The organism is Rhodococcus sp. KRD197 (assembly GCF_017168235.1).
GTDB lineage: Bacteria > Actinomycetota > Actinomycetes > Mycobacteriales > Mycobacteriaceae > Rhodococcoides.
Map to the genome: position 1 here is coordinate 1,067,921 of NZ_JABFAO010000004.1, position 21,021 is coordinate 1,088,941.

A 21,021-nucleotide genomic window follows, 5' to 3' on the forward strand; every position below is an offset into this window, starting at 1 on the left:
ATGGAGCGGTCTGCTTCGGCTTTGGTCAGGCGCGCGTCGACGGTGTCGTCGGGCAGTCCGGATCGGGCGAGCAGCGTGCGCAGGGTGTCGAGTTGGCGTCCGGTGGCGGGATCGTTCGCCCAGGTCGGTGGGGTGCGGCGTTGCGCGGCGTCGGCGCGGGCGACGGCGCTGTGGTTGATCGAGGCGGGATCGATTCCGGACGCGCGCAGGGCGTTGCCGAGCTGCCCCTCGGCCGCGCGGGCGCGCTCGTAGTCGGCGAGCAGTCGGGTGCGGCGGTAGGACAGGTCCGAGATCCGCTGTGTCAGTGCCTCGATGCCGTCGCGGTTGCCTTGCTGGCGTGCGCGTTCGAGCGCCCTCTCGGCGTTGTCGAGGTGCTGCCTGAGCCGGCCTCCTCGGTGCAGGATGTCGGCGGTGGCCGTGTGGGCGTCGACCCACTGCGCCCGCAGGGTCAGAAGGGAGTCGTGCCCGGTGTCCGGTCCATCTCGTCGAGGATCAGTGTTTCGAGCTCCGCGGCGATCGGATCGTTCGCTGTGGTCGGCGTCGGCTGGTTGTCGTCGAGTCGTTGTTGGATCAGCGCCTGGGCGAGCAGCAGGAATCGGCCCGGCCGGTCCATCCACACCCGGTCCACGATCCGGCTCGCCAGCGGCGAGATGTCCACCGACAGTGTCGTCCAACGCATCTCGTCGCGATTGTCCTGCGCGGTCTGCAGGTGCGCTCGGCGCTCCTCCTCGATCACTGCGTCCGTGGAGATCACCCGTTGGTAGATCTCCTCGGTCACCTGCGGGTAGAGGTGTTCCTCGAGGATCTTCGACCGTGCCGACTGCCAGGCCGTGGTCATCAACGCCACGGTCGTGGGGTAGTCCGGTGTCACTCCCGGGTTCTCGGCCCGCCACCGGTCCATCAGGAAGCCGTGAGCGCTGTCCCCCACCGTTTCCTCCACCAGTTGGGTCAGTCGCGCCGCTTCGCGTTCGATCTGTTCCTCGCGGGCGGCCTCGGGCAGGTCCGGATCGAGTCCGATCCACTCCCCCCAGATCCTGCGCACTTCGTCGCGGATCCGCAGATCCACGGTCATCTCTGGTTCCGACATCGTCGGTCCCCTCTCCGATCGAAAACAGGGTCGGCTGGTCCTGGTCGTCACGCGCCATGGTCGCTGCGCCCCCGTTCGGTGTGTGGTGAAAGCGAAAAATCTACCCATGCGGCACACCGGTCGGGTGCGTCCGTTCGGCTGATCGGGCTCGTCCATCGTGGTCCGTCCTTCGGTCGGTGCTCACAGTTCATGGCCACGGTCCTTTCGTGGGCCGCTCTCGGGTTCTCGGTGCGGCCCCTTGGCTCCCTTCGCCTGCTGTTTGCGTAGTCGCTCGCGCACCGCGTCCTCGACGGCGCGTTCGTCCTGCGTGAGGGCGGCGCGGCGTTCGAGTTCTGCGCGGTAGCGAGCGAGCGTCGCGGCCCCGCTCTCGCTAGGGTTGAGCCGCTGACTGAGCGTGGTCTGTTTGATCTTTGCTTTGAGCTCGGGTGTAGCGGTTTTCATGGCTTTGGTTCCTTGTGTGATGCGTTCCTCGATCAGGTCCGGATCGACCGTGGTCTCTGCCGGTTCGGCAGTAGGCCCAGTGGCCTCGGTGCTGACACTGCTCGGCACCGGTGGGGTGCTCTCGTCGGGAAGCGATGTCCCGTGCAGGTCCGGCTCGGAGTCGGGCATCGCCGACGCGTCGGATGCCGGAAGTTCCGAATCGACGGACTCGGTGGTGAGTGCACGGGGATCTCGGGAGGGCTCGACCGCCGCGAACGCTGGATCCGACAGGGCAAGGCGCGCTGTGGTGCGGTCGGATCGAGCCGGTGTACTGCGATTCTGCGCAGGCTTTTTCAGTGCGGCGGCGGGGCTTGCACGGTCGACGTCGGGCCTGGTGAGGACGGCGACCTGGCCCGGACCGCCCGGCTCGGGCGAGCGTGCCGGCGGGAGTGGGGTGTGTTCGGCGACGGCGGGTGCATCGTGGTGGGCCTCGTGCATTTCCGCGCGCATGATCTCGCCTTCGAGTGCGCGGACGGTGGCGCGGGCGTCGTCGACGGACATCTGGTCGATGCTGGCGGCTGTGTCGCGGATGACGTCGGCGTCGGCGGTGGTCACGATGTTGCCGGGTCCCCCGGCGGCGGTCTCGAGGCCGTCCTGGGCCCGCTGCCAGAGTTGGTGGGCGTCGCGTTCGGTGGCGTGAGCGTGCTCGCGCAGGATCTCGAGCAGGGCGAGGTCGGCTTGGGCGTGGAGTGCGTCGTCGTCGCGGCCGTCCTTGGTCGCTGCTGCTGCAGCTCGGGCCAGGTCTCGGCATCGGGCGTCGGTGGTTTCGAGTTCGTGGGTCGTCTCCAGCCATCGGGCGTGCGCGTCCTGTGCGGCGAAGTACAGCGGGCGCAGGGCGTCGGCGCGGCTGCGGATCTCGATGATCATGGGGATCGCGGCGGTCATCGCGGGGCCTCGTTCGTCGAGGTACGCGCGCCAGAGATCGTTGCTGCGGGTGCGTGCGTCGGCGAGCTCGGCGTGCAGCGCGGCCACGCGTGCGGCGGGTGCGATGTCTTCGTGTTCGGGGCGGACCATGCGCAGGGAGTCCATCGACTCCGCGAGCATGTCCCAGTCGGCTCCGGTGTCGTACTCGAAGTCCGGTGGGGGCAGGTCGGTCTCCGGGTCGGGAGGTAGGTCCGCGTCGCTCAGCTCGGGGTAGTAGTCGTCGAAGCCGACTTCGAGCACCGGGCCGATCTCGGCAACGGCGGCGATGGTGGTCTCGGGGCCGTGGCTCTGTGCGGTGGCGGGGGCCGACTCGTAGGGGTCGGTCTTCCCGGCGACCGCTGCTGCCGCCTCGTCCTCGGCGGGGTCGACCAATGCGTGTTCGGCCGCCGGGAAGTCGTGGTGGGTGAGCTCGTGATGGCTCAGTGCGGTGATCCGCCACGCCAACGCCTGGGTGAGCTCGTCGGGGCGTAGTTCGTCGTCGACCTCGCGGGCCTGGGTGAGCAACTCGTCGGCGAAGGCCAGGATCTGTTCCGGTGTCCAGCTGATGGGCGCGTTGTCGACCGCGGCGACGAGGGAGGGCCATGCGTGATCGCTGCGGATCGTGCGAGCCCTCTCCTCGCCGAACACGACGTCGAGCGCCGGCGTCCAGTGCGGTGCGAGGTGCTTGGACGGTGTCGTGGAGTCCAGAGCTGCCGAGCTCAGGGTGCGCGAGAGCCGCCACCACAGGGCTGCGGCGGGCATCTCGTCGGGAAGTGGGCGGTCCCCGGTGACCGAGCGCAGCAGAGCGGGGACGTCGAGACCGGCGCGGCGGGCGGTGGTCAGACGGAGTGCGAGCACCGGCCAGAACGGGTCGGTGAGGATCCGCGGCTCGATCTTCTGTGCGAGCGCTCTCCAGGCATTGGTGGCGGCATCGGGCGAGCCGATAACCGCTGCTGCCCTCTTGTCGAGCCGGTTCTGCTGCCGCTTGTGGGCGGCGGCGTACTGCGGTGGGCCGGTGGGCCGGAGGTCGATGTCGTCGACGGTGCGTGCTGCGCGCCACACGGCGAGATCCGCGAGCAGGTCCGGGTGTTCGAGGAAGGGTCGGGCCCAGACGGGCGCGGTCTCGCTCGTCCAGTCGCGGGCACGTTCGTCGACCGCCTCCGAGAGCGAGTCGACCAGCTCGGCGCGGGCGGTGAGGTAGCTGCTCCACGTCGGGTCTGCTTGGAGGGCGGGGGGTATGGCGGGCAGCCACGGCAGGGGTCCGCGGCCGGCAGAGTGCTCCCCGCTCGGGTCGAGCCTCCAGTCCAGCACGGCGGCGACGTCCACCGCGGTGTCGAGTTCGCGGTAGCCGGCGGCGCGGGTGAGGGCGGCGATCGGGTCGGTTCCCCCGATGGCGCGGATGGCCAGGTGCTTGCGCAGCACCGGCCATGCTGCGGCGTCGGTGACACCGGTGACAACCTTGTCCGCTTCGGCGTCGATGCGCTCCATCTCGTCGTCGCCGAGGACCTGTTCGGCGGCGGTGCCGACGGCATCGTCGTAGGCCGCTGCGGCAATCGGGAGTCGCTCGGCGGGGTCTGCGAGTCGGCGGGCGGCGGTGGTGGCCGATTCCTGCGCGCCGTCTCGGCCGAGGATGCGGGTGAACAGGTCCACCGCCGTGTGGGGTGTGACGGCTTCGGGGGTGATGACCGAGTGTTCGTCGCCGTCGAGGGCGGACCCGAAGTACAGGTGGTTCTCGTGGCGGCCACGGGTGGCGGCGACGTAGGCGAGTTGGCGGGTCTCGTGGCCGCTCAGGACGGTGTGGCAGGTGTCGGCGGTGATGCCCTGTGCGCCGTGGATGGTGCGGGCGTAGCCGAGGGTGACCTGTTCGCTGACGTAGTCGGCGGGCAGCGTAACCAGACGGCCGTCTCCGATGCGGCGGACTTTCAGGCCACCGCCCGGGAGCGTGTCTTCGACGGTCCACCGGTTGCCGTTGCGGACGAAGTCGGTGGCACCGACGACGAGTCGTCGATCGTTGCGGCGGGTGGTGATGACGTCACCGACGGAGGCGTGCAGTCCGTCGGCCAAGGTGACTTCGCGGCCGAGGATCGACTTGCCTGCGGCGGCGAGTCGGTCGATGCGGGCACGTTCGTTGAGGGTGCGGACCGTCTCCCGGGTGGGGGCGAGCATGACCGCGTCGAGGCCGTTGTCGATGTCGCGTTGCCATGCCGAGTAAGCCTGGTCTTCGGCGGCGACGAGATCTCCGACGTGGACGCGGCCATTGTCGATGTAGAAGCCGATGGCTTCGGCGTTTCCGGCTCGCAGATCCAGGGAGGCGAGGCCTTCGGCGTTGTCCTTGAATCGGACGACGTCGGTGAGGGTGATCGCCCCGGCGGTGGTGGCGATGTCGCGCAGCACTCCGCCGGCGGCGACGGAGGCGAGCTGTTGATCGTCTCCGACCAGACGGACGCTGCCACCACGGTCGAGGACGAACTGCACGGCCAGGTCGAGGTCGGCGGTCGAGGCCATGCCGGCTTCGTCGATGACGACGAGGGAACGGTGGTCGATGCTGTCGAACCAGTCGGGGACTGTCACGACGTCGCCGGGTTGGGCGTCGTCGAGATCGCGGAGGGTGCGGATGAGTTTGCCGAGGGTGTCGGTGGTTGCGTCGAGGTCTTGTTCGAGGGCGGAGGCGGCGGCGGCGGTCGGTGCCAGACCGAGGACGTGGCCCCCTTCTGCTTCCCAGCTGCTGCGCAGTACGGCCATGGCGGTGGTCTTGCCGGTGCCGGCGGGTGCGAGGGCGAGCTGCAGGCGTTGCCCGGAGGTGGCGAGCTCGCGGACCATCTGCGCTTGGGAGGCGTTGAGGTCGAACTTGTTGGCGGCGTGTTCGAGCAGGGCGAGGTCGACGGTGAGCGGGTCGACGCTGCGTCCCCCGCCGAGTTGCGCGGCCTGTACGAGGCGGTCTTCGGCGGCGAGGATGGACTCGCAGGTGTAGAGGCGGGTGCCTTCGGTGGTGTAGACACTCGCCCCGTTGCTGCGGCGCAACACCTCCGGCTCGTCGAGGTCGTCGTCCGGTCCCAAGGCGACCGATCGCTGCGGGTCCAACGCAGCATCGGTGATGGCAGTGATGGCGTATTCCATCTGCTCGCTCGGGACCGAGTGCGCGCGCACGATACGGGCCGCTTCGGCGCGCACATGCCATTCCTGCCAGCGGGCGCGGCTCTGACCGACCACCGACAGGGCGTGGTCGGCGCTCTCGGCGATCCACTGCGCGTCGACGGTGACGGGTTCGCGTACGGGTCCGTGGTCGTGGGTGGTGCGGCGGATCATCTCCGAGAGGGCGCGTTCGTCTCCGAGGACTTCGATCGCTTCGGCGCGCCAGGCGGCGCGTTGCTCTGCCAGGGAGCGGGGTTCGTGTTTTGCTTCGCGGGTTTCGAGGTTGGCGCGTTGGTTGAGTTTGCGAGCTTCGGCGGGTGTGGGTTCGCGGCCGAGTTCGCGTTGGAACTCGGCGGCGAGCTCTCCGCGGCGCAGGTCGATCATGCCGGCGCGGGAGGACCAGCGGGCCGCCAGATCGGCGTCGACGCCGATGATTTCGCGGATCGGGCGTTTGCCGGGGTCGGTGCCGGCGCGTTCGGCGAAGTCGACCCCGAGACGTTCGCGGAGGTATCCCTCGAGGCGGGTGTTGTAGGTCTCGGAGATCGCGACCATCGCTTTGTGCAGAGGCCGGCCGTCGATGGCGAGCCACTTGTTCTGCCCTTTGACTTTCACCTTGTTCGAGATCGCGACGTGGGTGTGCAGGTCGGGCTCGCCGGCGCGGGAGTCGCGGTGAGTGAAGGCGGCGGCGAGCATCCCTTCGGTGTCGACCTGCTGCACACCGTCGGTGCCGAGCCGGGTGAGCAGGGCGTTGTTCTCGAACCAGTCGAGCGCGTCTTTGACCGCGTCGTGGTGCGCGGCTTCGATCGCTTCGGACATCTCGCGCGGGGCCAGCGCCCACAGGGCACTGACCGATTTCACCGGGGAGAAGGTGACGTCGTATCCGGCGACGGCGGTGGTCTTGGCGCGGGAGTTCTTGGCGACCCAGCCGCTGAGTTCGCGGTCGTCGAGCGGCGCGCGGCCGAGTTCGGTCTCGAACATGTCGCGGGCGATACGGGTGCGGATCTGCGCGCGGACATCGTCGTCGACCGGCGCGTGGGAGGGCAGACCGAGGGCTGCGTTGTGTTCGGTGAACGCTTCGCCGACCGCCTTGCGGAACTCGGTGACGCCGGAGTGAATGCGAAAGGGGTTGCCCAGCTTGCTCTCCCGCAGCGCGAGCGCGGCGGCGTCCTTCTTGCTGGCACCGTCGGCGACCAGGGCGGTGGCGTGCCTGCCCTCGATGGCGGTGGCGTCGGGGTGCTTGCCTTCGCCGAACAGGGCGAGCATGTGCGCTTCGGTGACCTCGTCGCCTGCCCCGATGGTGCGCAGGGTGGGCAGCCCCGAGCCCATCCAGAGGCCGGGTGACTCGCCTTTCGAGGAGTAGTAGTCCGCGAGGGTGTCGCGTCCACGTGCGGTGGCGTCGTGCGCAGCGACCTGCCGGATCAGGTACATGTACCCGTCCCCGGCCGTCAGCTTGTGCATCGTCGCGGTCACGAAAAAGATCATAGCTGCTGTTATCGTGTCGTTATCCTTAATGCAAGAGGTCTGTGGGGCTTGATCTTGGGTTCGTGAGGTGAAATGGTGTGGCGACGAGAACGGAACTGCAGGCGAGGGCCTGTGGGGCCGTGACGAGGTCAGGCTGGCGTCTGGGTTGGAGGTGGGGACTGCGGTGAGCAAGTCGGGTGATCGGATCTCCACACGGACTCAGCTCCGCGCGGCGGCAGCGGCGAAAGTGGCCGATGCAGCCGTGTCGGCGCGTCCGGCGGTGGCATCGTTTCTGGCAGCGCACGCCCAAGTGGTCGCGGCGGAGCGGGCGATGGTGGCGGCGTTGATCGAGTTGCAGTCCCATGTCGGTGGCCTGGACGTGGCGGCGGAGATGGTGGGCCTGGATGCCGAGTCGGCGCGGGCCTTGGTCTCGCGTGTGGCTGCCGATGGCACCGAGCGCGGAGGCGGGTGAGGTCCGTGCGTCGGTCGGTGCCGCAGTCGGCGACGACTGCCGAGCAGCGCGAGGTGTGGGTGGCTCGTGTCGGTGAGCTTGCGGCGCTACTCGGTCAGTCCACTCCCCCGTCCGTCGAGTTCCTGCCCGGTCCGTTGGGTATGGGTGCTCGCTATCACCACGGCACCGACACGTTGGGTGTCACGGACGGATGGATCAGTGCAGAGCCGGATCCGCGGTCGTTGCCGTCGTCGGCATTGCTGGCCCACGAACTGGGGCACCGCGAGGACTTGACCAAGCTGCGTCGCGCCCGCCGGCTCTACTACGTGGCGTACGTCGTTCTGGTGGTGATCCTGCTCGGTGGCTGCGCCGCCGCGTTCGTGTCGTCGACGCGCGATGCCAACGGCGGGTTGGCCGGCTCGGTGTGGTTCCCCTTGTTCATTGCGTCGATGGGTGTTGCCATCGTGGTCTCGCTCATGGTGATGAGTTGGCCGCGTGAGTACTACGCGGACGGTGTGGCGGCGCGTCTGTTCGGCAGTGACGGTGTTGCGGCATGCTTGGCCGTGTACGCCGCCAACGGTCCTCGTTCGACCGTCTGGCCGTCGCACACGCACCCCTCACACCGCATGCGGATCGCACGGCAACGCCGCCGCGAAACCCAGAGACGTTAGGTTGCCCGGCACGAGAGCACGTGGACGGGCGGGTTTCTTCGCTCACCCCTCCACGCCTGTGTCGATCAGGTCTGATCGGACTGTGCGACCGCCGCTTGGTAGCTGTCACCGGATGGTCCCGGCCTGAACCGGGATGTTGATTGGCGCTCCGCTGTAGGACTCGCCGTAGGTTTGCGCGGTCACGGTCCACTCAGCGGTCAGAGAGGACGCGGTGTGATCGATCGCGTGCAGGATCAGCAGTTCGTCGTCGCTTGTCCACGTCTGGTCGGGGCGGAGGTGTTGCAGATCGATTGTGATGACGACCGTCTCGTCGTCGACGTTCTCCCACTCAAGGGGCGCGCCTGCAAGTTGCAAGCCTTTGCTGTAGCCCATCACCGGGGGTCGAAGAAAGGAGTCGAACAATGGCTCTCCGGGTGGCGAGACGGGGGGGATGAACTCGCTGAACTCGAAGGCATCGCGATCCACCCAGTCGAGACCTTGCGCGCCCTTGATCGTGATGATGACCTGAACGTCGTTGAGAAAAACCTTCTCAATGTTTCGTAGACGCAGTCGCATGCCCGGCCACGTGATTGCGGCCAGGTACTGCTCGCTGTCGGCCCAGCCTTCTCGCACTTCCTCAGACCACTGATTTAGACGGTTGTCGAGGTCTGCTCTCGTTCGCGGCTGTGAGTCGCTCTCGATTCCCAACAAGCTTGAGAGGTGGGGCGGGACACCGAACGGCGATGCCTTTCGCGCAGCCTCGTCGGCCTCGGCGAATTGCTTTCTCTCGATGTCACCGACCGCGGAAGTGAAATGCGCTCGCGCAGCGTCGCCATTGGAGAAGTAGCGAGCAGCGCCGTCGATGGACAGTGATACGTCGATGGGCGGTGGGCCGGCCTCGATGTCGAGGTACTGCTTGCGGATCTGCGCCATCTTGGGCCGATCGATGACACCAGTGGTTCGCTCGAGGTGGTAGAGCTCAACCGCGGTTCCGTCTCCGAGATCTTCCAGGTCCGCTCGTTCACCCAAGGTCAGCTCCTGGTTGGTGACGAAGACGAAGCCATGCGGTGAGTGCGTCTTTGCACCGGCCAGGTCCTCGGTGAACTTCTTCTTGATCGTGGTGAACGTCTGCTGCCCTCTGGGGAAGTACACACCCATGATCCAGCTTTTTCCGTCCTTGGTGGCGACGGCGTCTTTGCCGCCGTCCTTGCCGCCGAGCGGGTGTGAGGGGTCGATGTTCTCGTACCCCTCCGCGTCGAGGACGTGCGCCGCGAGGCGTTCCGATGGAGTCTGGCCTTGCGTCCACTCTCGGAGGCGGAACCACGTCTCGTCTGTGCGCGTCATCTAAAGGGGCCTTCCGATCTCGAACAACGGTGCACCCGCGAGAGTAGCCACCTGCCGTCGCGCACCTCGCCATATCGATGCGGCGTTCCGTCGTTCTCGATCGCGGAGGAATGCCGTCGTTCGACCCGTGTGTGTGCGGCCTTTACCGGGTAGACTCGGCGGCGCTGAGGATGCCGTTGCGGGTCGATCCTTCAAGCGCCGATTCGTGTACCCACCGAACTCGTCGCGCCGATGTTGCCGACGGTTCGGGCGACTTGAAAGGCCCGCAACTCATGAGTGCCACCCCCATCAACACAGACGCCATCTATGCCGCAGCGGAGGCTGCCGTTCGCGGACGTGTCGCCTTGGCCGAAGCCATCGTCACTGCCCAGCAAGCAGTCGGCACCGCCGAGGAGAACGCCGCCAAGCAACGAGCCGAAGCCGACGCCGCGATCAAAGCCGCCGAAGCAACCAAACGCGCAGCAACGAAATCGGTCGAGGTCAGCAAGAAGGCCGTCCACACCGCCATGAAAGAAGCGCTGACGGGCGGATGGACTGCAGCCGAGCTCCGCGACATCGGGCTCACCGTGCCGACATCGGTCATCGCTGCCGCCGCCGGCGGTAAAACGTCGGAGTCGCGCAAACGCAGTGCGAGCACCACACCGAAGCGCCCCCGGATCAGCCTGAACGCCAGCGAAGACGCGGCGTCGACCAACGCCGGTGAACAAGGCTCCACCGAACCGGGTACGACTCCCCCGGAACACCAGCTGCAGAACGAACACGGGCACACCGGCAACGCTCCCGACGTACAGTCACTGGCCTACACCGGATAGCGCGGGCGACGGGTCATGAGATCCTCGACAGCGGGCCGTGCTCGCGGCGAGAAGTCGTTGGCGCACAGCGGTCGTCGTGTCCACGACAGGCCGAACGGCCGGGAAGCGTTAGGTGGGTGGGGAGTTCGTGCCGAAACCGTTAGCAGTGGGCGACGCCGACGAACGAGCTCGGTTCCGCAGCTACATCGTGCACGGGCCGCATCGGTCCTCGTGTGCGATCTGGATCGGAGCCATTGCCGACGACGGGTACGGCCGATTCTGGGTTGCACGCGATGGACGGCAGCGGGTGGTTCGCCCGCACCGCTACGCGCTTGCGATCGAACTCGGTGGGTCGATCGACGACACGGTGAACGCCTTGCACATGTGCGACAACCCGATCTGCGTTCGGGTCACGCTCGACGAGGCGCAGCAACAGCCGCTTCACGTCGTCGACGGGAATCAGTCGCAGAATCTGCGAGACATGGCCGCGAAGGGACGCGGCGGTGGACGTCGCCAACCCGGGCTTTGGTACGGGCCGGATCGAGCCGCGCGTGCGGCTCGATCGCGTCGGCTACGTGCCGCGGTCCGCACGGGTTGGGACGACGCAGCGGTACAGGCAGCTCTATTGGAGAGCGGTACTCCCACGCTGTTCTGACACAGGGGCCGGGCGCGAGGTCACAGTGGGCTGCTGAAAGCACTGGCCACGACGGCCACGGCCATGGCGAACAGGATCCCGACCACCACGGCCACGAGTCGGAAGCCCATTCCGAACACCATGCCCGTGGCGCGCATCGGTGCGAATCGCCAGCCGCCGTCGTCGGTGACGCCGGCGCGCAACACCGCAACGACGATGACGATGCCGACCACTATCGCGATCACCACGATCATTACCTCACTTCTCGTTCTGGGGGTCGCCCCGTGTGGCGGCCAGTAGACACCACGCCACCGACAGGTTTCCGCGCGCTCGGTTCCAGCCGGCGTGTCGACGCCGGCTGAACCAACACACTTTCGCACTTCTTCCGCGCGTGCCGTCTTCGGGAGAACACGCGCGCACGACGACAAAGGATCACTCCTCATGACTTCTCCACGAAATCGCCCTACCCGCTCCGAATTGATCACGGTCGAGGTCGCGACCCTCGATCAGCACAACGATCCCGGACATGTGTTCGCTCGCGCCGAGTTCCAGTCGCGGACAGCGGCTGCGTCCTTCGCCGTCAGCCAAGCCGCGATGCTCTCCGCCGGCAGGGAAATCGACCGTATCGCCGCCACGGTCAGCGTTCGGGCGCGCGACGGTGCACACACCGAGCTCCCCTTCACCGGGACTCCCAACGAATTGGCGGTGATGCTCAGCAGCGAACCCGGGTACGCGGCGGGTGTGCGCAAGGCGCAGGTGCCGGCCCCGGCCGCAGTAGCCGAGGTGATCGCTCGATTCGCCGACTCGGCACCCTCACGGATCGACGCTTCTCCTACCGCCCCGGACGTGAGTGAGGTCCGAGTGCAGTCGACCCGTCCGGAGCCGATTCCCGATTCGCGGACCGTGGTCGGGGTGTACTCGACAGCGGACGCAACGCGCATTGCCACCGCGATCGCCGAACGGGTCGGCGGTTCGGTCACCGCAGATCCCGGGAGCCAAACACTGACCGTCAGCCATGCGGCACCGATCGCAGCGCAGGAGCGTGAGGCAGTCGAGCGGCGTCATCGCATCGCCTCGCTTCGGGCGAACATCGCAACCCTGGACACGGTGCGAGACCGCGACCATGTCTCCGCGCTCAGTGGCGAACTGGACGATCTGCAGAAGCGAATGCAGTCGTTCGAGCCACGGCCGGACATCGCGCCGATGGACGACCCGGCGGCGCTGGGTCGGTCACGCGCGCCAGTTGCCGGCGAGCCCGCCGTATCGTCGACTCCTCCCTCGTTGCGGGCAGTGCTCAATCGCCAGCCGAGTCACCCACGCGAAGCGGCCCCACCGGTGCAATCCGCTCAACCGCGCGCTGCACACGATCTCGGACGGTGAGCGATGACGGGCCTGCTGAGTCGCATGGTCGACGATCCGAGCGCAGCGACGTGATCGAGGTCGGCTGGTATGTCGGGCTGCTGGGCCACCGCACGGCCGAGGAGATCCCCGAAATTGTCGAGCGGTTTCGGGCGTGCGGTGTCACTGCGGAGATCCTCGAGGAGGTTCTCAGTGATCCGAACCGACTGTTGCATTCCCCCGATCGTGATGGTGAACAGTGGGCTCAGCAGTACGGCGGCCCTGCCGGTGCTGCACTGCTCGTCTCCGAGCTGCTGACCTACCTCGCACACCAACACCGCATGGCCGCGCGGATACAGCTGGATCTGGCCAGCGGACACGCGGTATCCCCATTGCATCTTGTCCACCCTGCGCCGCCGGCCACCGGTGACGTATCGACCGAAGGACCCACACCATGAGTTCATCCGAATCCTCCACCGCCGCACTGTCTGAGATCGACAGTCTGGAACTGGCGGTCCTCACTGAACTGTGTTCCCCCGAAGCGGTGGCCGCGTTCGAGATGATGCATGCCAGCATCCGCCCGTCCAATGCGGCGCGGTTCGCCGACTTGCTCTCGATCATCAACGGACTGTCGGGCCCGAATTTCGCCGATGCCGCGTCTCTGAATCTGCTCGAGGCGATCGAGGATTCGTCGGACCTCGAGTTCGTCGAGTCCGTCGCGTCACGCCTCGACCATCCGATCACCGCACTTTCTGTCGCGCAGCTTTTGCGGACCTACCACCGAGCGTGACTGCCACGCCCGTTCCTCACGCACCGAAGCCCCACAGGCGCACATTGGCCTGTGGGGCTTCGGCGTTCGGAGGGGTTCTGTTTGCCCTCACTGCCTGGCGATCAGCACCGTCGGGCGCGCAGCGACCCTCATACTCCCCCGCCTCAGGGTCCCCGGCGAAGTGCTCAGTCGTTCGCGGCGGTGGCTCGATGGGAGCGGACTCTGCAGGAGGTCGAACAGAACCGGCGACGTCGTCCGGTGACGGGTTGAGTGAGCACCATCCTGCAGTCGAGAGCAGCGCACAGAGTTTCGTTACATTCGGCGGTGACGGGCTGCGTTTCGTTACACGTAGCGGGTGGGGTGCGGAGTGGACTGTTGGACCACAGCACTTCGGTACGCGCCTTCCAGGTTCCGCCTTGGCTGGTGTGGGAGGCCAGTTCGGTGCGGTACCAGTCGGGGTAGAGCTCGCGGTCGTACAGATCGCACGCGTAGCCGGACACCACCACGGTGGCGTTGCAGGCGCGCACGTGTTCGGCAAGTTCGTGATGCTTTGCCGTACTCGCCATTTCGGTTCGGTAGTTCCGCGCGCGGATACCGCCGACGTAGGGCGGATCGGCGTAGATGAGCGTGCGTCGACCGGTGCCGTAGGCGTCGATGACGTCGACGGCGGCGCGGTGCTCGAGAGAGACCTGCCGCAGGCGTTGCGCGGATGCTTCGATGCGGGCGACGTAGGCGTCGAGCCGTCGGGGCATCGAGGTGGTGGGGGTGTCGGCGGTGTCGTGCCGCCACCCGGTGTTGCGCAGGGTGCCGGTGCGCCCTTCGGTCAGACATACCCAGATCCGGCGTGCTCGTTCGATGTCGTCGAGAGGTCCGCGTCGGTGCAGCGCGTCGGATCGTTCGGTACGTGAGTGCGGGGTGAGGGCGCAGGCGCGGGCGAGATCGTGGGGGCGATCGCGCAGCATCTTCCAAAAGTGCACGATGTCGCCGTCGAGGTCGTTGACCGTTTCGAGTCGGCTCGGTTGCTTGGCGAGCAGGACGGCCAGTGATCCTGCGTACGGTTCGACGTAGTGCACGTGCTCGGGCAGTGCCGCGACGATGGACGGTGCCAGTCGCGTCTTGCCGCCGTAGTAGACCATCGGGGGCCGTAGCGGCGGGCTGGCGATCGTCATGGGCGGGGCTGCCGAAAAGCGTTGAGCCGGTTGAACGCTGCGCGTTGGCGGCGTCCGTAGTCGAGCATCTGCTCGAACAGGTCTTCCTCGGGTAGTTCTTCGGCGCCCTGCATGATCGCTTGGCCGGCGGTGTGAAAGCTGCGTCGGTAGCTCTGGGACAGGACGATGCCGGCGTAGTGGGCGACGGCCAGTCCGTCGGCTCCGGTGGTGATGACTTCGTTGAGGCGTCGTCGCAGTGCTGAGTCTTTGGCTCCGTCGGCTCCGGATCGCATGAGGGCGGCGGTGACGCTGGCCGGGTCGTACGGCTGGCTTGCGGTGATGAGGTCGGCGATGACGGTGAACATGCGCCGGTAGGCGGGATTGTCGAAGTCGTCGGCGGTCACGATGGTCGCGACGCGGTGGTCTTCGGTGGACACTCCCCCGGTGTTGTTGCTCCACATCAGCGCGCACAGCAGCAGTGCTTCGGGGTCGGTGGCGGGGTTGTAGCCGACTTCGTCCGCGAGGACCTGTAGCACGTGCTCGACGGGTGCGAGGTCCGCGTGTGCCTGGCCCGCGTCGTCGCCGGGTGTGGGGACTGCGCGTAGCGGTGTCATTGCGGGCCTCGTTCGTGTCGGTGGTCTGGGCGGTCAGAAGTTGTGGTTGTCGAGCGTGTGGGCGAGGTCGGCGCGTATCGCTTCGAGCGTGGTGCGGACGTCGTCGAGGCGCTCGGCGGTGGCCGCTGCGTCCTCGTGGGACAGCACGAGTCCGGTGGTGCGGCCTCGGAGTCCGTGGAGGATCTTCTGCGTGGGGCCGAGAACCATCAATGCATCCTCGAGGCTGTCGTCGAGCTCTTCGACGGCCTCCACTGCCCTGCGTAGCGCAAGGGTGGGCCGGCTCGGGGTGGAGTCGTCGACGTCGGTGTCCGCGCTGCTCAGTGTGGTCATGATGCGATCTTGTCGGTGTCGGACTGCCCGGTGCCGGACTGCTGGGTGGGGGCCTGCGCCTGGTCGTGTTCTGCGGCCAGTTCGGCGTCGATCTGTCGGTCGATGTAGTCGGGGTCCGGTGTGTAGGCGGGTACGAGTCGCATGGCGGGTCTCTCCTGTGTCGGCGGGTGTGTGGGTTTGTGGGTTTGTACGTTTCAGGCTGCCGCGAGCTTCTTCAGCGCGTCGATCCGGAACCCGCTCCAGTGGTTGTTCTCGTCGACGTAGACGACGGGGGTCTGTCGGTAGCCGAGTTCGTCGGTGATGAATCGGTAGGCGTCGGGATCTTCGGTGACGTCGATGATTCGGTAGCTCACCTTCTTGTTGTCGAGCATTGTTTTGGTTGCGCTGCAGGGGTCGCATTGCGGTTTTGTGTAGACGGTGATCGACATAGGTTTCTCCTGGTGAGAATTGTTTCTGTTGGCTTCCATTCTACTTCAATAAGGCCCGCTGTGCCATCCCTTTCTAACCGTAATTTGCATCTATTCGATTGCTGCATAACGTGATTCGGACCGCGCATTATGTCGCTCCACAGTTTCCTATTTGCGCGTTCCGAATACTGCTGAAATTTCTGTATCTCCGCCAATATCGGCGGCTATGGCATTCAAATAATGCGTCGTAGGAAGCGGCGGATTCTGTCGGTGATGGATTGGCCGGTGACGGCTACGTCGAACCAGTCGATGGTGTGCTCGTAGCAGGTGGGACAGTCGTGGTCTTCGCATGGTGAGTTGTCGGTAGCGCCGCGTGTGTCTTCGTGGAGGCACGGGAGTCCGGGGATGGCACCTGCGGGGCAGTTGTAGTCGCGGCAGTCGCAGAGAGTGCCTGCGTAGAGCCCGGTGGTGTTGTCGTCACTTGCTGCATTGTGGTCCTCGTGCATGACGGGCCCTCTTCCTTCTCGACTGGTGACAGGACCTGCTGCCCTGCCAATTTCTTTTGCCGTGGTGGCTGGGGAGAGAAACCAGCGCACGGGAACGACGGGGCAATCCCTCGTCTCGGACAGTTTTCGTGGGAGCGCAGCGAGTACGGGACGAAAAGTGTTCGGAGCCTTGGCCGTAGCGCAGCGGAGCGAGGGGTTGAGGCGGCGGGCCCGGGTGATGGATGCTCGGAGAAGCCACCTACGTCAAAGAAATTGATTCTTCTCGCTCTTGTGAGTGCGGAGCGCAGCGGAGTTCGATTCGGTGCAGCCCGTAGGGGTACGTGTAGCCCGCCAGGGCCTGCCTGTGAGCGGTGCCGGCCTCTAGTGGTGGGACGCGAAACGCCGCCGGAGCTGGTGCTCTACGGCGGCGCGATAGTGGGGTACGGCTGGGAAGGTGATTGTGCGGGAGCGACGGAGGGTGAGGACGCTGGGTGTCGCGGTAGCTCTTCGGTGTTGCCTGGGTGGGTGTGCGGTGGGCGTCAGTATGGGTGTGGGTGGTTCTTGTCGGCGTCGTGTTGGATTTGTTGCAGTATTTGGCCGTTGGGGTGGTAGGCGGTGCTGGTGCCGGTGTGGGGGTCGTAGTCGATGGGGATGTCGTTGCCGTGTCGGGTGCGGAGGGTTTCGACTCCGAGCGGGGGAATGTCGTAGGGCCAGCGGCTGGTTGCTTTGGCGAATCGGTTGTATGCGTATCCGACGACTGCAGCTACGAGAGCGGTCACGATGATGACGATGGTGGCGAGTCGCGCTGCGAGGCTGGCGAGGGTGAAGATGGCGAATCCGAGACTGACGGTGAAGGCCAGGACTGCCGAGGCGGGGTTGTCGGGGTCGGCGTGTTCGACGGTCTCCTTGCACCATTGGGCGACAGCTGGTGTGAGGACTCCGCTTCCGAGGGTCAGGACGGCGGCGAGCGTTGCGGCGGTCTTGATGTTGTAGTAGCGGAGGGCTTTTCGTGTGATGGCGTGTTTGCGTCTGATGACGTTGTAGCGCATTGCTGCAGGCATGTCGGCTTCTCGCTGGGTGTCGGTCGTCAGTAGTCGAGTTCGTAGGGTCGGGTGCGGTGTGTTCCCCCCTGGTTGAGTCGGGCGGTCAGTGGTCGGACGCGCTCGCTCGGCGTTGATCGCCGATGAACTTGGCCCTGTTCGCGGTGGCGACGACCTCTTTCGTACCTTTCGAGCCCAGTTCGTTGCCGATACGTACAAGAGCGAACACCAATGCCACTGCAAGAGCGGGAAATAAGAGCTCGATGATGCTGACGCCAGATCCGTCGAAGCCCATCTTGACGTTGTACGCGGCTGCGGCCACCCCGAGGATGCCTACCACAACAGCGGCAAATCTGTTGAGCCCGATCCGAAGCCGGTCCATCGCGTCCGCGGATTCGAAGTAACGTTCGGCGTTGTCTGCGCTGTCGTCGAACAGGAATTCGTGGCGGATCCGGGCGTGGTCGCGGAACGCGGTGAACGGGTTCATCGGTTGCCGCCCGTGGGGTCGATGGTCTCGTGGCTTCCGTTGAGGCCCTTGCGGTGCGCGCGTTCTACTCGTAGGGGGGGTGATGACTTCCACCCAGATCACGAAGGCGACCAAGATGAGTGAGATCGCCGCGCCGACGCTGAACAGAAAGGTGCCGAGGCTGGGCATCTGCGGTTGGATCCCGCTACTGTCGGGATTGTCGTTGCCTGAGTAGGCGAAACAGATCACCAGGGCTGCGATGCCGAGTCCGATGATGCCGGTGAGTGCGAAGAATGCGTATTGCTTGCGTGTGTTCATCGGTTGTTCCTGTCGCGATGGTCGACGGTCTGGGTGTGGCCGGTGTGTGGTTCGCGGGTGGCGTAGTCGTATCGGCCGGTGATCGTGTCTGTGAGGTGGCGTGCGAGCAGGGCGGGGACGGCCAGTGCGACGGCCATGGCCAGCAGTAGGACGATGATTGGGACTTGGCTGTAGTTGCTGTCGGGGTCGAATACTGCGATGAATTTGGTGGGCAGGTTGAGGGTGATCCAGCAGAGGGCCGCGATGGCTGCTGCGATGCATCCGAGGATGGCTCGGCGTCGGTTGGTGGTGTCGTGGGTGGGTCGGGTTCGGTAGTAGTGGACGAGTTTGCTGATGGTGACGGTGGTGATCAGGATTGCCGAGATGGCGACGTAGGCAGTGGATGTGAGGGTGTCGATGGTTGCGATCCAGAGTGCGTGGGGCAGTGTCATCGGTGGTTCCTGTCGTCGTCGAGGGTGGCTTGGGTGAAGCTGCGTTGCTGGTCGGCTTCGTATTCGGCGCGGGTGCTGTTGAACTGCCGTGCGGTCAGGTAGCCGAACAGGATGGAGCCTGCGATGAGGGCCGCTTTCCATTCGAAGATGAGGTCGGGGTAGGTGAGGGCGAAGACGCTGGCGGCGACTACGGCGAGGCCGATGAGGGCGAGTGCGTTGGCGTGCAGTGTCACTCGGGACGGCTTGCGTACGTAGACGGCCCCAACGGCGTAGGACCCGGTGACGAGTACGACGAACACGATGAAGGCTGTGGTGTTGACCAGGTTCATGCGTGTTCACCTGATTCGGGTTCGGCGGTTCCGTGTCGTGTGCCGAGCAAGGCGGCAGGGCCGGTGCGGCGGAGCGCGTGGACACCTGCGGCGGCGATCATGGCCACTGCTGCGGTGCCGCCGATTTTCATGATCCAGTGCACGACGTTGTGGGGATCGTCGAGCTGGGTCCAGAGCCCTGCGATGGTGACGATGTTGCCGACGATCATGAGCAGGAACGCCCAGTTCGCCAGGGTGGTCTTGTCCTTGGTGCGAAAAGCGAGATTGACGACGGCTGCGGCGAAGATCAGCGCGATTCCGGCGGTGATGAGCATGTGGTCTGCCCCCCTTGCATTGTGTCGACTCGAGTCTGCCGTGATCGACAGTTGTGTCCGTCGTTGTGTTGTCGGTGGGTCATGTTGCCAGGTGGGGCCGACACATTGCTGGGTGTCGACCGCCACCGGGGCCGGGTTGGGGTCAGCTGGTGAGTTGTTTGCGTGTGGTGGTTTCTATGGCGATCTTGACGTTGTCGTAGATGCGGTCGGGGAGGGTGACGATCCCGGCCGCGAGTTCCTCGACGGTGCGTAGCGCTGTCTCGCGTTCCTGCCCGGTGGCCGAGGTGTCGAGGGCGATACCGAGTGCGCTGCGGATCCGGCGAACGGTGCGTTGGCCCTCGACGCTTGTCACGCGTAGGCCCATGGTGCGGGCGTAGCCGTCGGCACTGCGCCAGGCGGTGCGTGCTTTCTGCGCGGCGACCGCGAAGGCCTGCACGCGCTCTGCGGTGTCGGGGCACTGTTCGAGCCGAACATCGTTCATGGCGGCGAAGGCGTCGATGAAGGCCGCAGTGCGGGGCTCGGTGAGGTCGTCGAGCAGGGGCCTGATGAAGATGGAGTACGGGTCGGCCAGGTAGGCGGCGTAGGCGTCCGCGACCTCGCTGTAGACCGCGTGAGCGGCGGCGTAGTCGGCTTCGAGTGCCTTCTTGGCGTTGCGGCGGTCGACGACATGGCTGCGGGTCCGAACGATCAGGTACGCGGCCAATGCGAGGGCGAGCACAACCACGACGATCCAGACCAGCGGAGTCCAGTCCATCGGAACGTCGGGGGCGGCATCGACCGTCGGCGGTGCCGGGGCTGCCGGAATCGCGGGCGGGTCGGCGGACGGCAGGTCCGTCAGGTCCGTCGCCTCCTCGGTCGACACCGGAAAGAGCATCACTCGGACTGCGGTGGCGGCGATGGCGAAGAGGAGCCCTCCACCGCAGATCGGTAGGGCCTTACTGACTCCACCACCTGAATACTGAGGTCGAAAAACCATGGCTGCGCCGTAGGCCATGCCTAGGAGACCGAGCAGGGTGCATCCCCACATCAGGTACGAGAGGACGACGACGAACTGCTCGCTCGACGTGGCGACGTAATTGTTTTGCATGAGTTCCCCGAATCATTGCCAACTGCAGTCGATCCCCGACTCTGTCCACGCTTTATTGTAGTCGATTAAATAGTGCGGAGCAACCATTTATCGTAGTCAGGTAATATTGCGAGCATGGGTCAGCGCGGTAGGCCGAAGTCGACGGAGCCGACGAGGGATCGGGTTGTGCCGGTGAGGTTTACCGAGTCCGAGCATGGCGAGGTGTCGGCTGCTGCGGCGGCTGAGGGTGTGACGTTGAGTGCGTTTCTGCGGGCACGTGGTGTGGCGTCTGCGAGGCGGGCCCTCAGGCGTGAGGCCGGTTCGGCGGACGGCTAGCACTGGCGGGTCAGAGGCGGGCTCGGATGTCTGCGAACCACTGCGCTGCTGTGTCGAGGTCGGGTTTGCCGATGTCGTACCGGAGTCGGTCGAGTGCTTCGACTTCGGTGTAGCCGAGGCGCGTGAGCATGGCTGTGTCGCGGAGGAGGACGGCGACGGCGAGGACTTCGCCGGTGGACCAGGCGGGCCAGGGTTCGTCCCGATCGTTGCAGGTGCGGGCAAATCGGGCTTTGTCGAGCCAGTCGGTGGCGAAACGGTCTGCGGATGTCATGGTCGATCCTTCGTTCGGGTGTGGACGAATCGGATGGTGCTGCGTATCAGTATGTTTCGATGTGGAGTCGTTCGCGGTCGTATCGCTTGCACGTGGCGATGGCTGCGGCTGCAGCGTCGTCGGATCCCCAGATGTAGCGGTAGAACGGCGTGGCGTCGGGCAGCTCCAACCCTTTCGCGGCGGCGGTCGGCACCCAGGGGCGTCGGGCGTGTGTGTTGACGGTCTTCTTGCTCATGCCGAGCGCTTTCGCGGTCTCGGATTGACTGAGCCCCTGTAGGAGTGCGGTTTTGACCAATGCTTGGTCGACGTAGTTGTCGGCAAGGTAGGTGAATTGCTGGACGAATCTGCGTGATCGTCGGCGTTGTTCGGCAAGTGTGTCGACGTCGGGTGTGGCGGTCATGCGTCCAGTATGCCGGTACACGTCTG

25 protein-coding genes are annotated in these 21,021 nt (G+C 66.0%); 7 read left to right on the top strand and 18 right to left on the bottom strand.

Annotated elements, in window-relative coordinates:
• Positions 1 to 448 precede the first annotated feature (448 nt).
• Both J1M86_RS26335 and mobF read right to left on the bottom strand, forming a co-directional pair.
• Positions 449 to 1,087 carry a hypothetical protein gene (locus tag J1M86_RS26335; protein ID WP_241259761.1) on the bottom strand — a complete coding sequence of 213 codons (639 nt, stop codon included), beginning with the start codon at positions 1,085 to 1,087 and terminating at the stop codon, positions 449 to 451.
• 180 nt (positions 1,088 to 1,267) lie between these two features.
• Positions 1,268 to 7,072 (bottom strand): MobF family relaxase, encoded by a 5,805-nt coding sequence (gene mobF / locus J1M86_RS11295; protein ID WP_206509871.1) that lies wholly within the window; start codon positions 7,070 to 7,072, stop codon positions 1,268 to 1,270.
• 79 nt (positions 7,073 to 7,151) lie between these two features.
• Between mobF and J1M86_RS11300 the strand changes: the two genes are divergently transcribed.
• Both J1M86_RS11300 and J1M86_RS11305 read left to right on the top strand, forming a co-directional pair.
• Positions 7,152 to 7,535 (top strand): hypothetical protein, encoded by a 384-nt coding sequence (locus J1M86_RS11300; RefSeq protein WP_206509872.1) that lies wholly within the window; start codon positions 7,152 to 7,154, stop codon positions 7,533 to 7,535.
• Between the two features lie 5 nt (positions 7,536 to 7,540).
• Entirely contained in the window at positions 7,541 to 8,185 is a 645-nt protein-coding gene (locus J1M86_RS11305) for a M48 family metalloprotease (protein ID WP_206509873.1), read from the top strand.
• 105 nt (positions 8,186 to 8,290) lie between these two features.
• Here J1M86_RS11305 and J1M86_RS11310 read toward each other — a convergent pair whose 3' ends face one another.
• The gene (locus tag J1M86_RS11310; RefSeq protein WP_206509874.1) at positions 8,291 to 9,508 is read right to left on the bottom strand and encodes a putative nuclear RNA export factor SDE5; all 1,218 of its coding nucleotides are present in this window, start codon (positions 9,506 to 9,508) and stop codon (positions 8,291 to 8,293) included.
• Positions 9,509 to 9,780: 272 nt separating this feature from the next.
• Between J1M86_RS11310 and J1M86_RS11315 the strand changes: the two genes are divergently transcribed.
• Together J1M86_RS11315 and J1M86_RS11320 are read left to right on the top strand one after the other, a co-directional pair.
• Positions 9,781 to 10,320: a hypothetical protein gene (locus J1M86_RS11315; RefSeq protein WP_206509875.1), complete on the top strand. Its 540-nt coding sequence runs from the start codon at positions 9,781 to 9,783 to the stop codon at positions 10,318 to 10,320.
• Between the two features lie 127 nt (positions 10,321 to 10,447).
• Positions 10,448 to 10,954: a hypothetical protein gene (locus J1M86_RS11320; protein ID WP_307786606.1), complete on the top strand. Its 507-nt coding sequence runs from the start codon at positions 10,448 to 10,450 to the stop codon at positions 10,952 to 10,954.
• A 20-nt stretch (positions 10,955 to 10,974) separates the two neighbouring features.
• Here the strand turns inward: J1M86_RS11320 and J1M86_RS11325 are convergent, their stop codons facing one another.
• Complete coding sequence (locus J1M86_RS11325; RefSeq protein WP_094681200.1) at positions 10,975 to 11,187, bottom strand: hypothetical protein; 213 nt, start codon at positions 11,185 to 11,187, stop codon at positions 10,975 to 10,977.
• Positions 11,188 to 11,374: 187 nt separating this feature from the next.
• On the opposite strand from J1M86_RS11325, the gene J1M86_RS11330 reads away from it, so the two are divergent.
• The 3 genes from J1M86_RS11330 to J1M86_RS11340 are packed head-to-tail and all read left to right on the top strand — an operon-like array spanning position 11,375 to position 13,061.
• A complete protein-coding gene (locus J1M86_RS11330; RefSeq protein WP_206509877.1) occupies positions 11,375 to 12,313 on the top strand; it encodes a methyltransferase in 939 nt (312 codons plus the stop codon).
• Positions 12,310 to 12,729, top strand: coding sequence for a hypothetical protein (locus J1M86_RS11335; protein WP_307786607.1), 420 nt, complete (start codon positions 12,310 to 12,312; stop codon positions 12,727 to 12,729). Before J1M86_RS11330 ends, J1M86_RS11335 begins: the two co-directional genes overlap by 4 nt.
• A complete protein-coding gene (locus J1M86_RS11340; RefSeq protein WP_094681197.1) occupies positions 12,726 to 13,061 on the top strand; it encodes a hypothetical protein in 336 nt (111 codons plus the stop codon). The genes J1M86_RS11335 and J1M86_RS11340 overlap by 4 nt, the downstream gene beginning before the upstream one ends.
• Positions 13,062 to 13,225: 164 nt before the next feature.
• Here J1M86_RS11340 and J1M86_RS11345 read toward each other — a convergent pair whose 3' ends face one another.
• From J1M86_RS11345 to J1M86_RS11410, 14 genes are all read right to left on the bottom strand, one after another.
• A complete protein-coding gene (locus J1M86_RS11345) occupies positions 13,226 to 14,209 on the bottom strand; it encodes a DNA adenine methylase (protein WP_241259762.1) in 984 nt (327 codons plus the stop codon).
• Positions 14,206 to 14,802, bottom strand: a complete 597-nt coding sequence (locus tag J1M86_RS11350; protein ID WP_206509878.1) for a DnaB-like helicase N-terminal domain-containing protein — start codon at positions 14,800 to 14,802, stop codon at positions 14,206 to 14,208. Before J1M86_RS11350 ends, J1M86_RS11345 begins: the two co-directional genes overlap by 4 nt.
• A 33-nt stretch (positions 14,803 to 14,835) precedes the next feature.
• Positions 14,836 to 15,132 (bottom strand): hypothetical protein, encoded by a 297-nt coding sequence (locus tag J1M86_RS11355; RefSeq protein WP_206509879.1) that lies wholly within the window; start codon positions 15,130 to 15,132, stop codon positions 14,836 to 14,838.
• Complete coding sequence (locus tag J1M86_RS11360; protein WP_206509880.1) at positions 15,129 to 15,275, bottom strand: hypothetical protein; 147 nt, start codon at positions 15,273 to 15,275, stop codon at positions 15,129 to 15,131. The genes J1M86_RS11355 and J1M86_RS11360 overlap by 4 nt, the downstream gene beginning before the upstream one ends.
• Before the next feature lie 51 nt (positions 15,276 to 15,326).
• Positions 15,327 to 15,560: a glutaredoxin family protein gene (locus J1M86_RS11365; protein ID WP_094681194.1), complete on the bottom strand. Its 234-nt coding sequence runs from the start codon at positions 15,558 to 15,560 to the stop codon at positions 15,327 to 15,329.
• 212 nt (positions 15,561 to 15,772) lie between these two features.
• A complete protein-coding gene (locus J1M86_RS11370; RefSeq protein WP_206509881.1) occupies positions 15,773 to 16,045 on the bottom strand; it encodes a hypothetical protein in 273 nt (90 codons plus the stop codon).
• A 518-nt stretch (positions 16,046 to 16,563) separates the two neighbouring features.
• Complete coding sequence (locus tag J1M86_RS11375) at positions 16,564 to 17,085, bottom strand: hypothetical protein (RefSeq protein WP_206509882.1); 522 nt, start codon at positions 17,083 to 17,085, stop codon at positions 16,564 to 16,566.
• A gap of 85 nt (positions 17,086 to 17,170) precedes the next feature.
• Positions 17,171 to 17,848: a hypothetical protein gene (locus J1M86_RS11380; RefSeq protein WP_206509883.1), complete on the bottom strand. Its 678-nt coding sequence runs from the start codon at positions 17,846 to 17,848 to the stop codon at positions 17,171 to 17,173.
• The gene (locus tag J1M86_RS11385) at positions 17,845 to 18,279 is read right to left on the bottom strand and encodes a hypothetical protein (RefSeq protein ID WP_206509884.1); all 435 of its coding nucleotides are present in this window, start codon (positions 18,277 to 18,279) and stop codon (positions 17,845 to 17,847) included. The genes J1M86_RS11380 and J1M86_RS11385 overlap by 4 nt, the downstream gene beginning before the upstream one ends.
• Positions 18,276 to 18,608 carry a hypothetical protein gene (locus tag J1M86_RS11390; protein WP_206509885.1) on the bottom strand — a complete coding sequence of 111 codons (333 nt, stop codon included), beginning with the start codon at positions 18,606 to 18,608 and terminating at the stop codon, positions 18,276 to 18,278. The genes J1M86_RS11385 and J1M86_RS11390 overlap by 4 nt, the downstream gene beginning before the upstream one ends.
• Entirely contained in the window at positions 18,605 to 18,922 is a 318-nt protein-coding gene (locus J1M86_RS11395; RefSeq protein WP_206509886.1) for a hypothetical protein, read from the bottom strand. Before J1M86_RS11395 ends, J1M86_RS11390 begins: the two co-directional genes overlap by 4 nt.
• A gap of 142 nt (positions 18,923 to 19,064) precedes the next feature.
• Positions 19,065 to 20,009 (bottom strand): hypothetical protein, encoded by a 945-nt coding sequence (locus tag J1M86_RS11400; protein WP_206509887.1) that lies wholly within the window; start codon positions 20,007 to 20,009, stop codon positions 19,065 to 19,067.
• A gap of 325 nt (positions 20,010 to 20,334) precedes the next feature.
• Positions 20,335 to 20,595 (bottom strand): hypothetical protein, encoded by a 261-nt coding sequence (locus J1M86_RS11405; RefSeq protein ID WP_206509888.1) that lies wholly within the window; start codon positions 20,593 to 20,595, stop codon positions 20,335 to 20,337.
• A 46-nt stretch (positions 20,596 to 20,641) separates the two neighbouring features.
• Complete coding sequence (locus J1M86_RS11410; RefSeq protein WP_206509889.1) at positions 20,642 to 20,995, bottom strand: sigma factor-like helix-turn-helix DNA-binding protein; 354 nt, start codon at positions 20,993 to 20,995, stop codon at positions 20,642 to 20,644.
• Positions 20,996 to 21,021: the final 26 nt, after the last annotated feature.

What these genes read in the sequence shown, in the direction of transcription:
- J1M86_RS11385 (WP_206509884.1), bottom strand. Translation starts at nt 18,279, where the DNA reads ATGACACTGCCCCACGCACTCTGGATCGCAACCATCGACACCCTCACA.
- J1M86_RS11315 (WP_206509875.1), top strand. Translation starts at nt 9,781, where the DNA reads ATGAGTGCCACCCCCATCAACACAGACGCCATCTATGCCGCAGCGGAG.
- J1M86_RS11395 (WP_206509886.1), bottom strand. Translation starts at nt 18,922, where the DNA reads ATGCTCATCACCGCCGGAATCGCGCTGATCTTCGCCGCAGCCGTCGTC.
- J1M86_RS11400 (WP_206509887.1), bottom strand. Translation starts at nt 20,009, where the DNA reads ATGCAAAACAATTACGTCGCCACGTCGAGCGAGCAGTTCGTCGTCGTC.
- J1M86_RS11380 (WP_206509883.1), bottom strand. Translation starts at nt 17,848, where the DNA reads ATGAACACACGCAAGCAATACGCATTCTTCGCACTCACCGGCATCATC.
- J1M86_RS11390 (WP_206509885.1), bottom strand. Translation starts at nt 18,608, where the DNA reads ATGAACCTGGTCAACACCACAGCCTTCATCGTGTTCGTCGTACTCGTC.
- J1M86_RS11375 (WP_206509882.1), bottom strand. Translation starts at nt 17,085, where the DNA reads ATGCCTGCAGCAATGCGCTACAACGTCATCAGACGCAAACACGCCATC.
- J1M86_RS11340 (WP_094681197.1), top strand. Translation starts at nt 12,726, where the DNA reads ATGAGTTCATCCGAATCCTCCACCGCCGCACTGTCTGAGATCGACAGT.
- J1M86_RS11355 (WP_206509879.1), bottom strand. Translation starts at nt 15,132, where the DNA reads ATGACCACACTGAGCAGCGCGGACACCGACGTCGACGACTCCACCCCG.
- J1M86_RS11310 (WP_206509874.1), bottom strand. Translation starts at nt 9,508, where the DNA reads ATGACGCGCACAGACGAGACGTGGTTCCGCCTCCGAGAGTGGACGCAA.
- J1M86_RS11360 (WP_206509880.1), bottom strand. Translation starts at nt 15,275, where the DNA reads ATGCGACTCGTACCCGCCTACACACCGGACCCCGACTACATCGACCGA.
- J1M86_RS11410 (WP_206509889.1), bottom strand. Translation starts at nt 20,995, where the DNA reads ATGACCGCCACACCCGACGTCGACACACTTGCCGAACAACGCCGACGA.
- J1M86_RS11365 (WP_094681194.1), bottom strand. Translation starts at nt 15,560, where the DNA reads ATGTCGATCACCGTCTACACAAAACCGCAATGCGACCCCTGCAGCGCA.
- J1M86_RS11405 (WP_206509888.1), bottom strand. Translation starts at nt 20,595, where the DNA reads ATGACATCCGCAGACCGTTTCGCCACCGACTGGCTCGACAAAGCCCGA.
- J1M86_RS26335 (WP_241259761.1), bottom strand. Translation starts at nt 1,087, where the DNA reads ATGTCGGAACCAGAGATGACCGTGGATCTGCGGATCCGCGACGAAGTG.
- J1M86_RS11345 (WP_241259762.1), bottom strand. Translation starts at nt 14,209, where the DNA reads ATGACGATCGCCAGCCCGCCGCTACGGCCCCCGATGGTCTACTACGGC.
- J1M86_RS11350 (WP_206509878.1), bottom strand. Translation starts at nt 14,802, where the DNA reads ATGACACCGCTACGCGCAGTCCCCACACCCGGCGACGACGCGGGCCAG.
- J1M86_RS11370 (WP_206509881.1), bottom strand. Translation starts at nt 16,045, where the DNA reads ATGCACGAGGACCACAATGCAGCAAGTGACGACAACACCACCGGGCTC.
- J1M86_RS11325 (WP_094681200.1), bottom strand. Translation starts at nt 11,187, where the DNA reads ATGATCGTGGTGATCGCGATAGTGGTCGGCATCGTCATCGTCGTTGCG.
- J1M86_RS11330 (WP_206509877.1), top strand. Translation starts at nt 11,375, where the DNA reads ATGACTTCTCCACGAAATCGCCCTACCCGCTCCGAATTGATCACGGTC.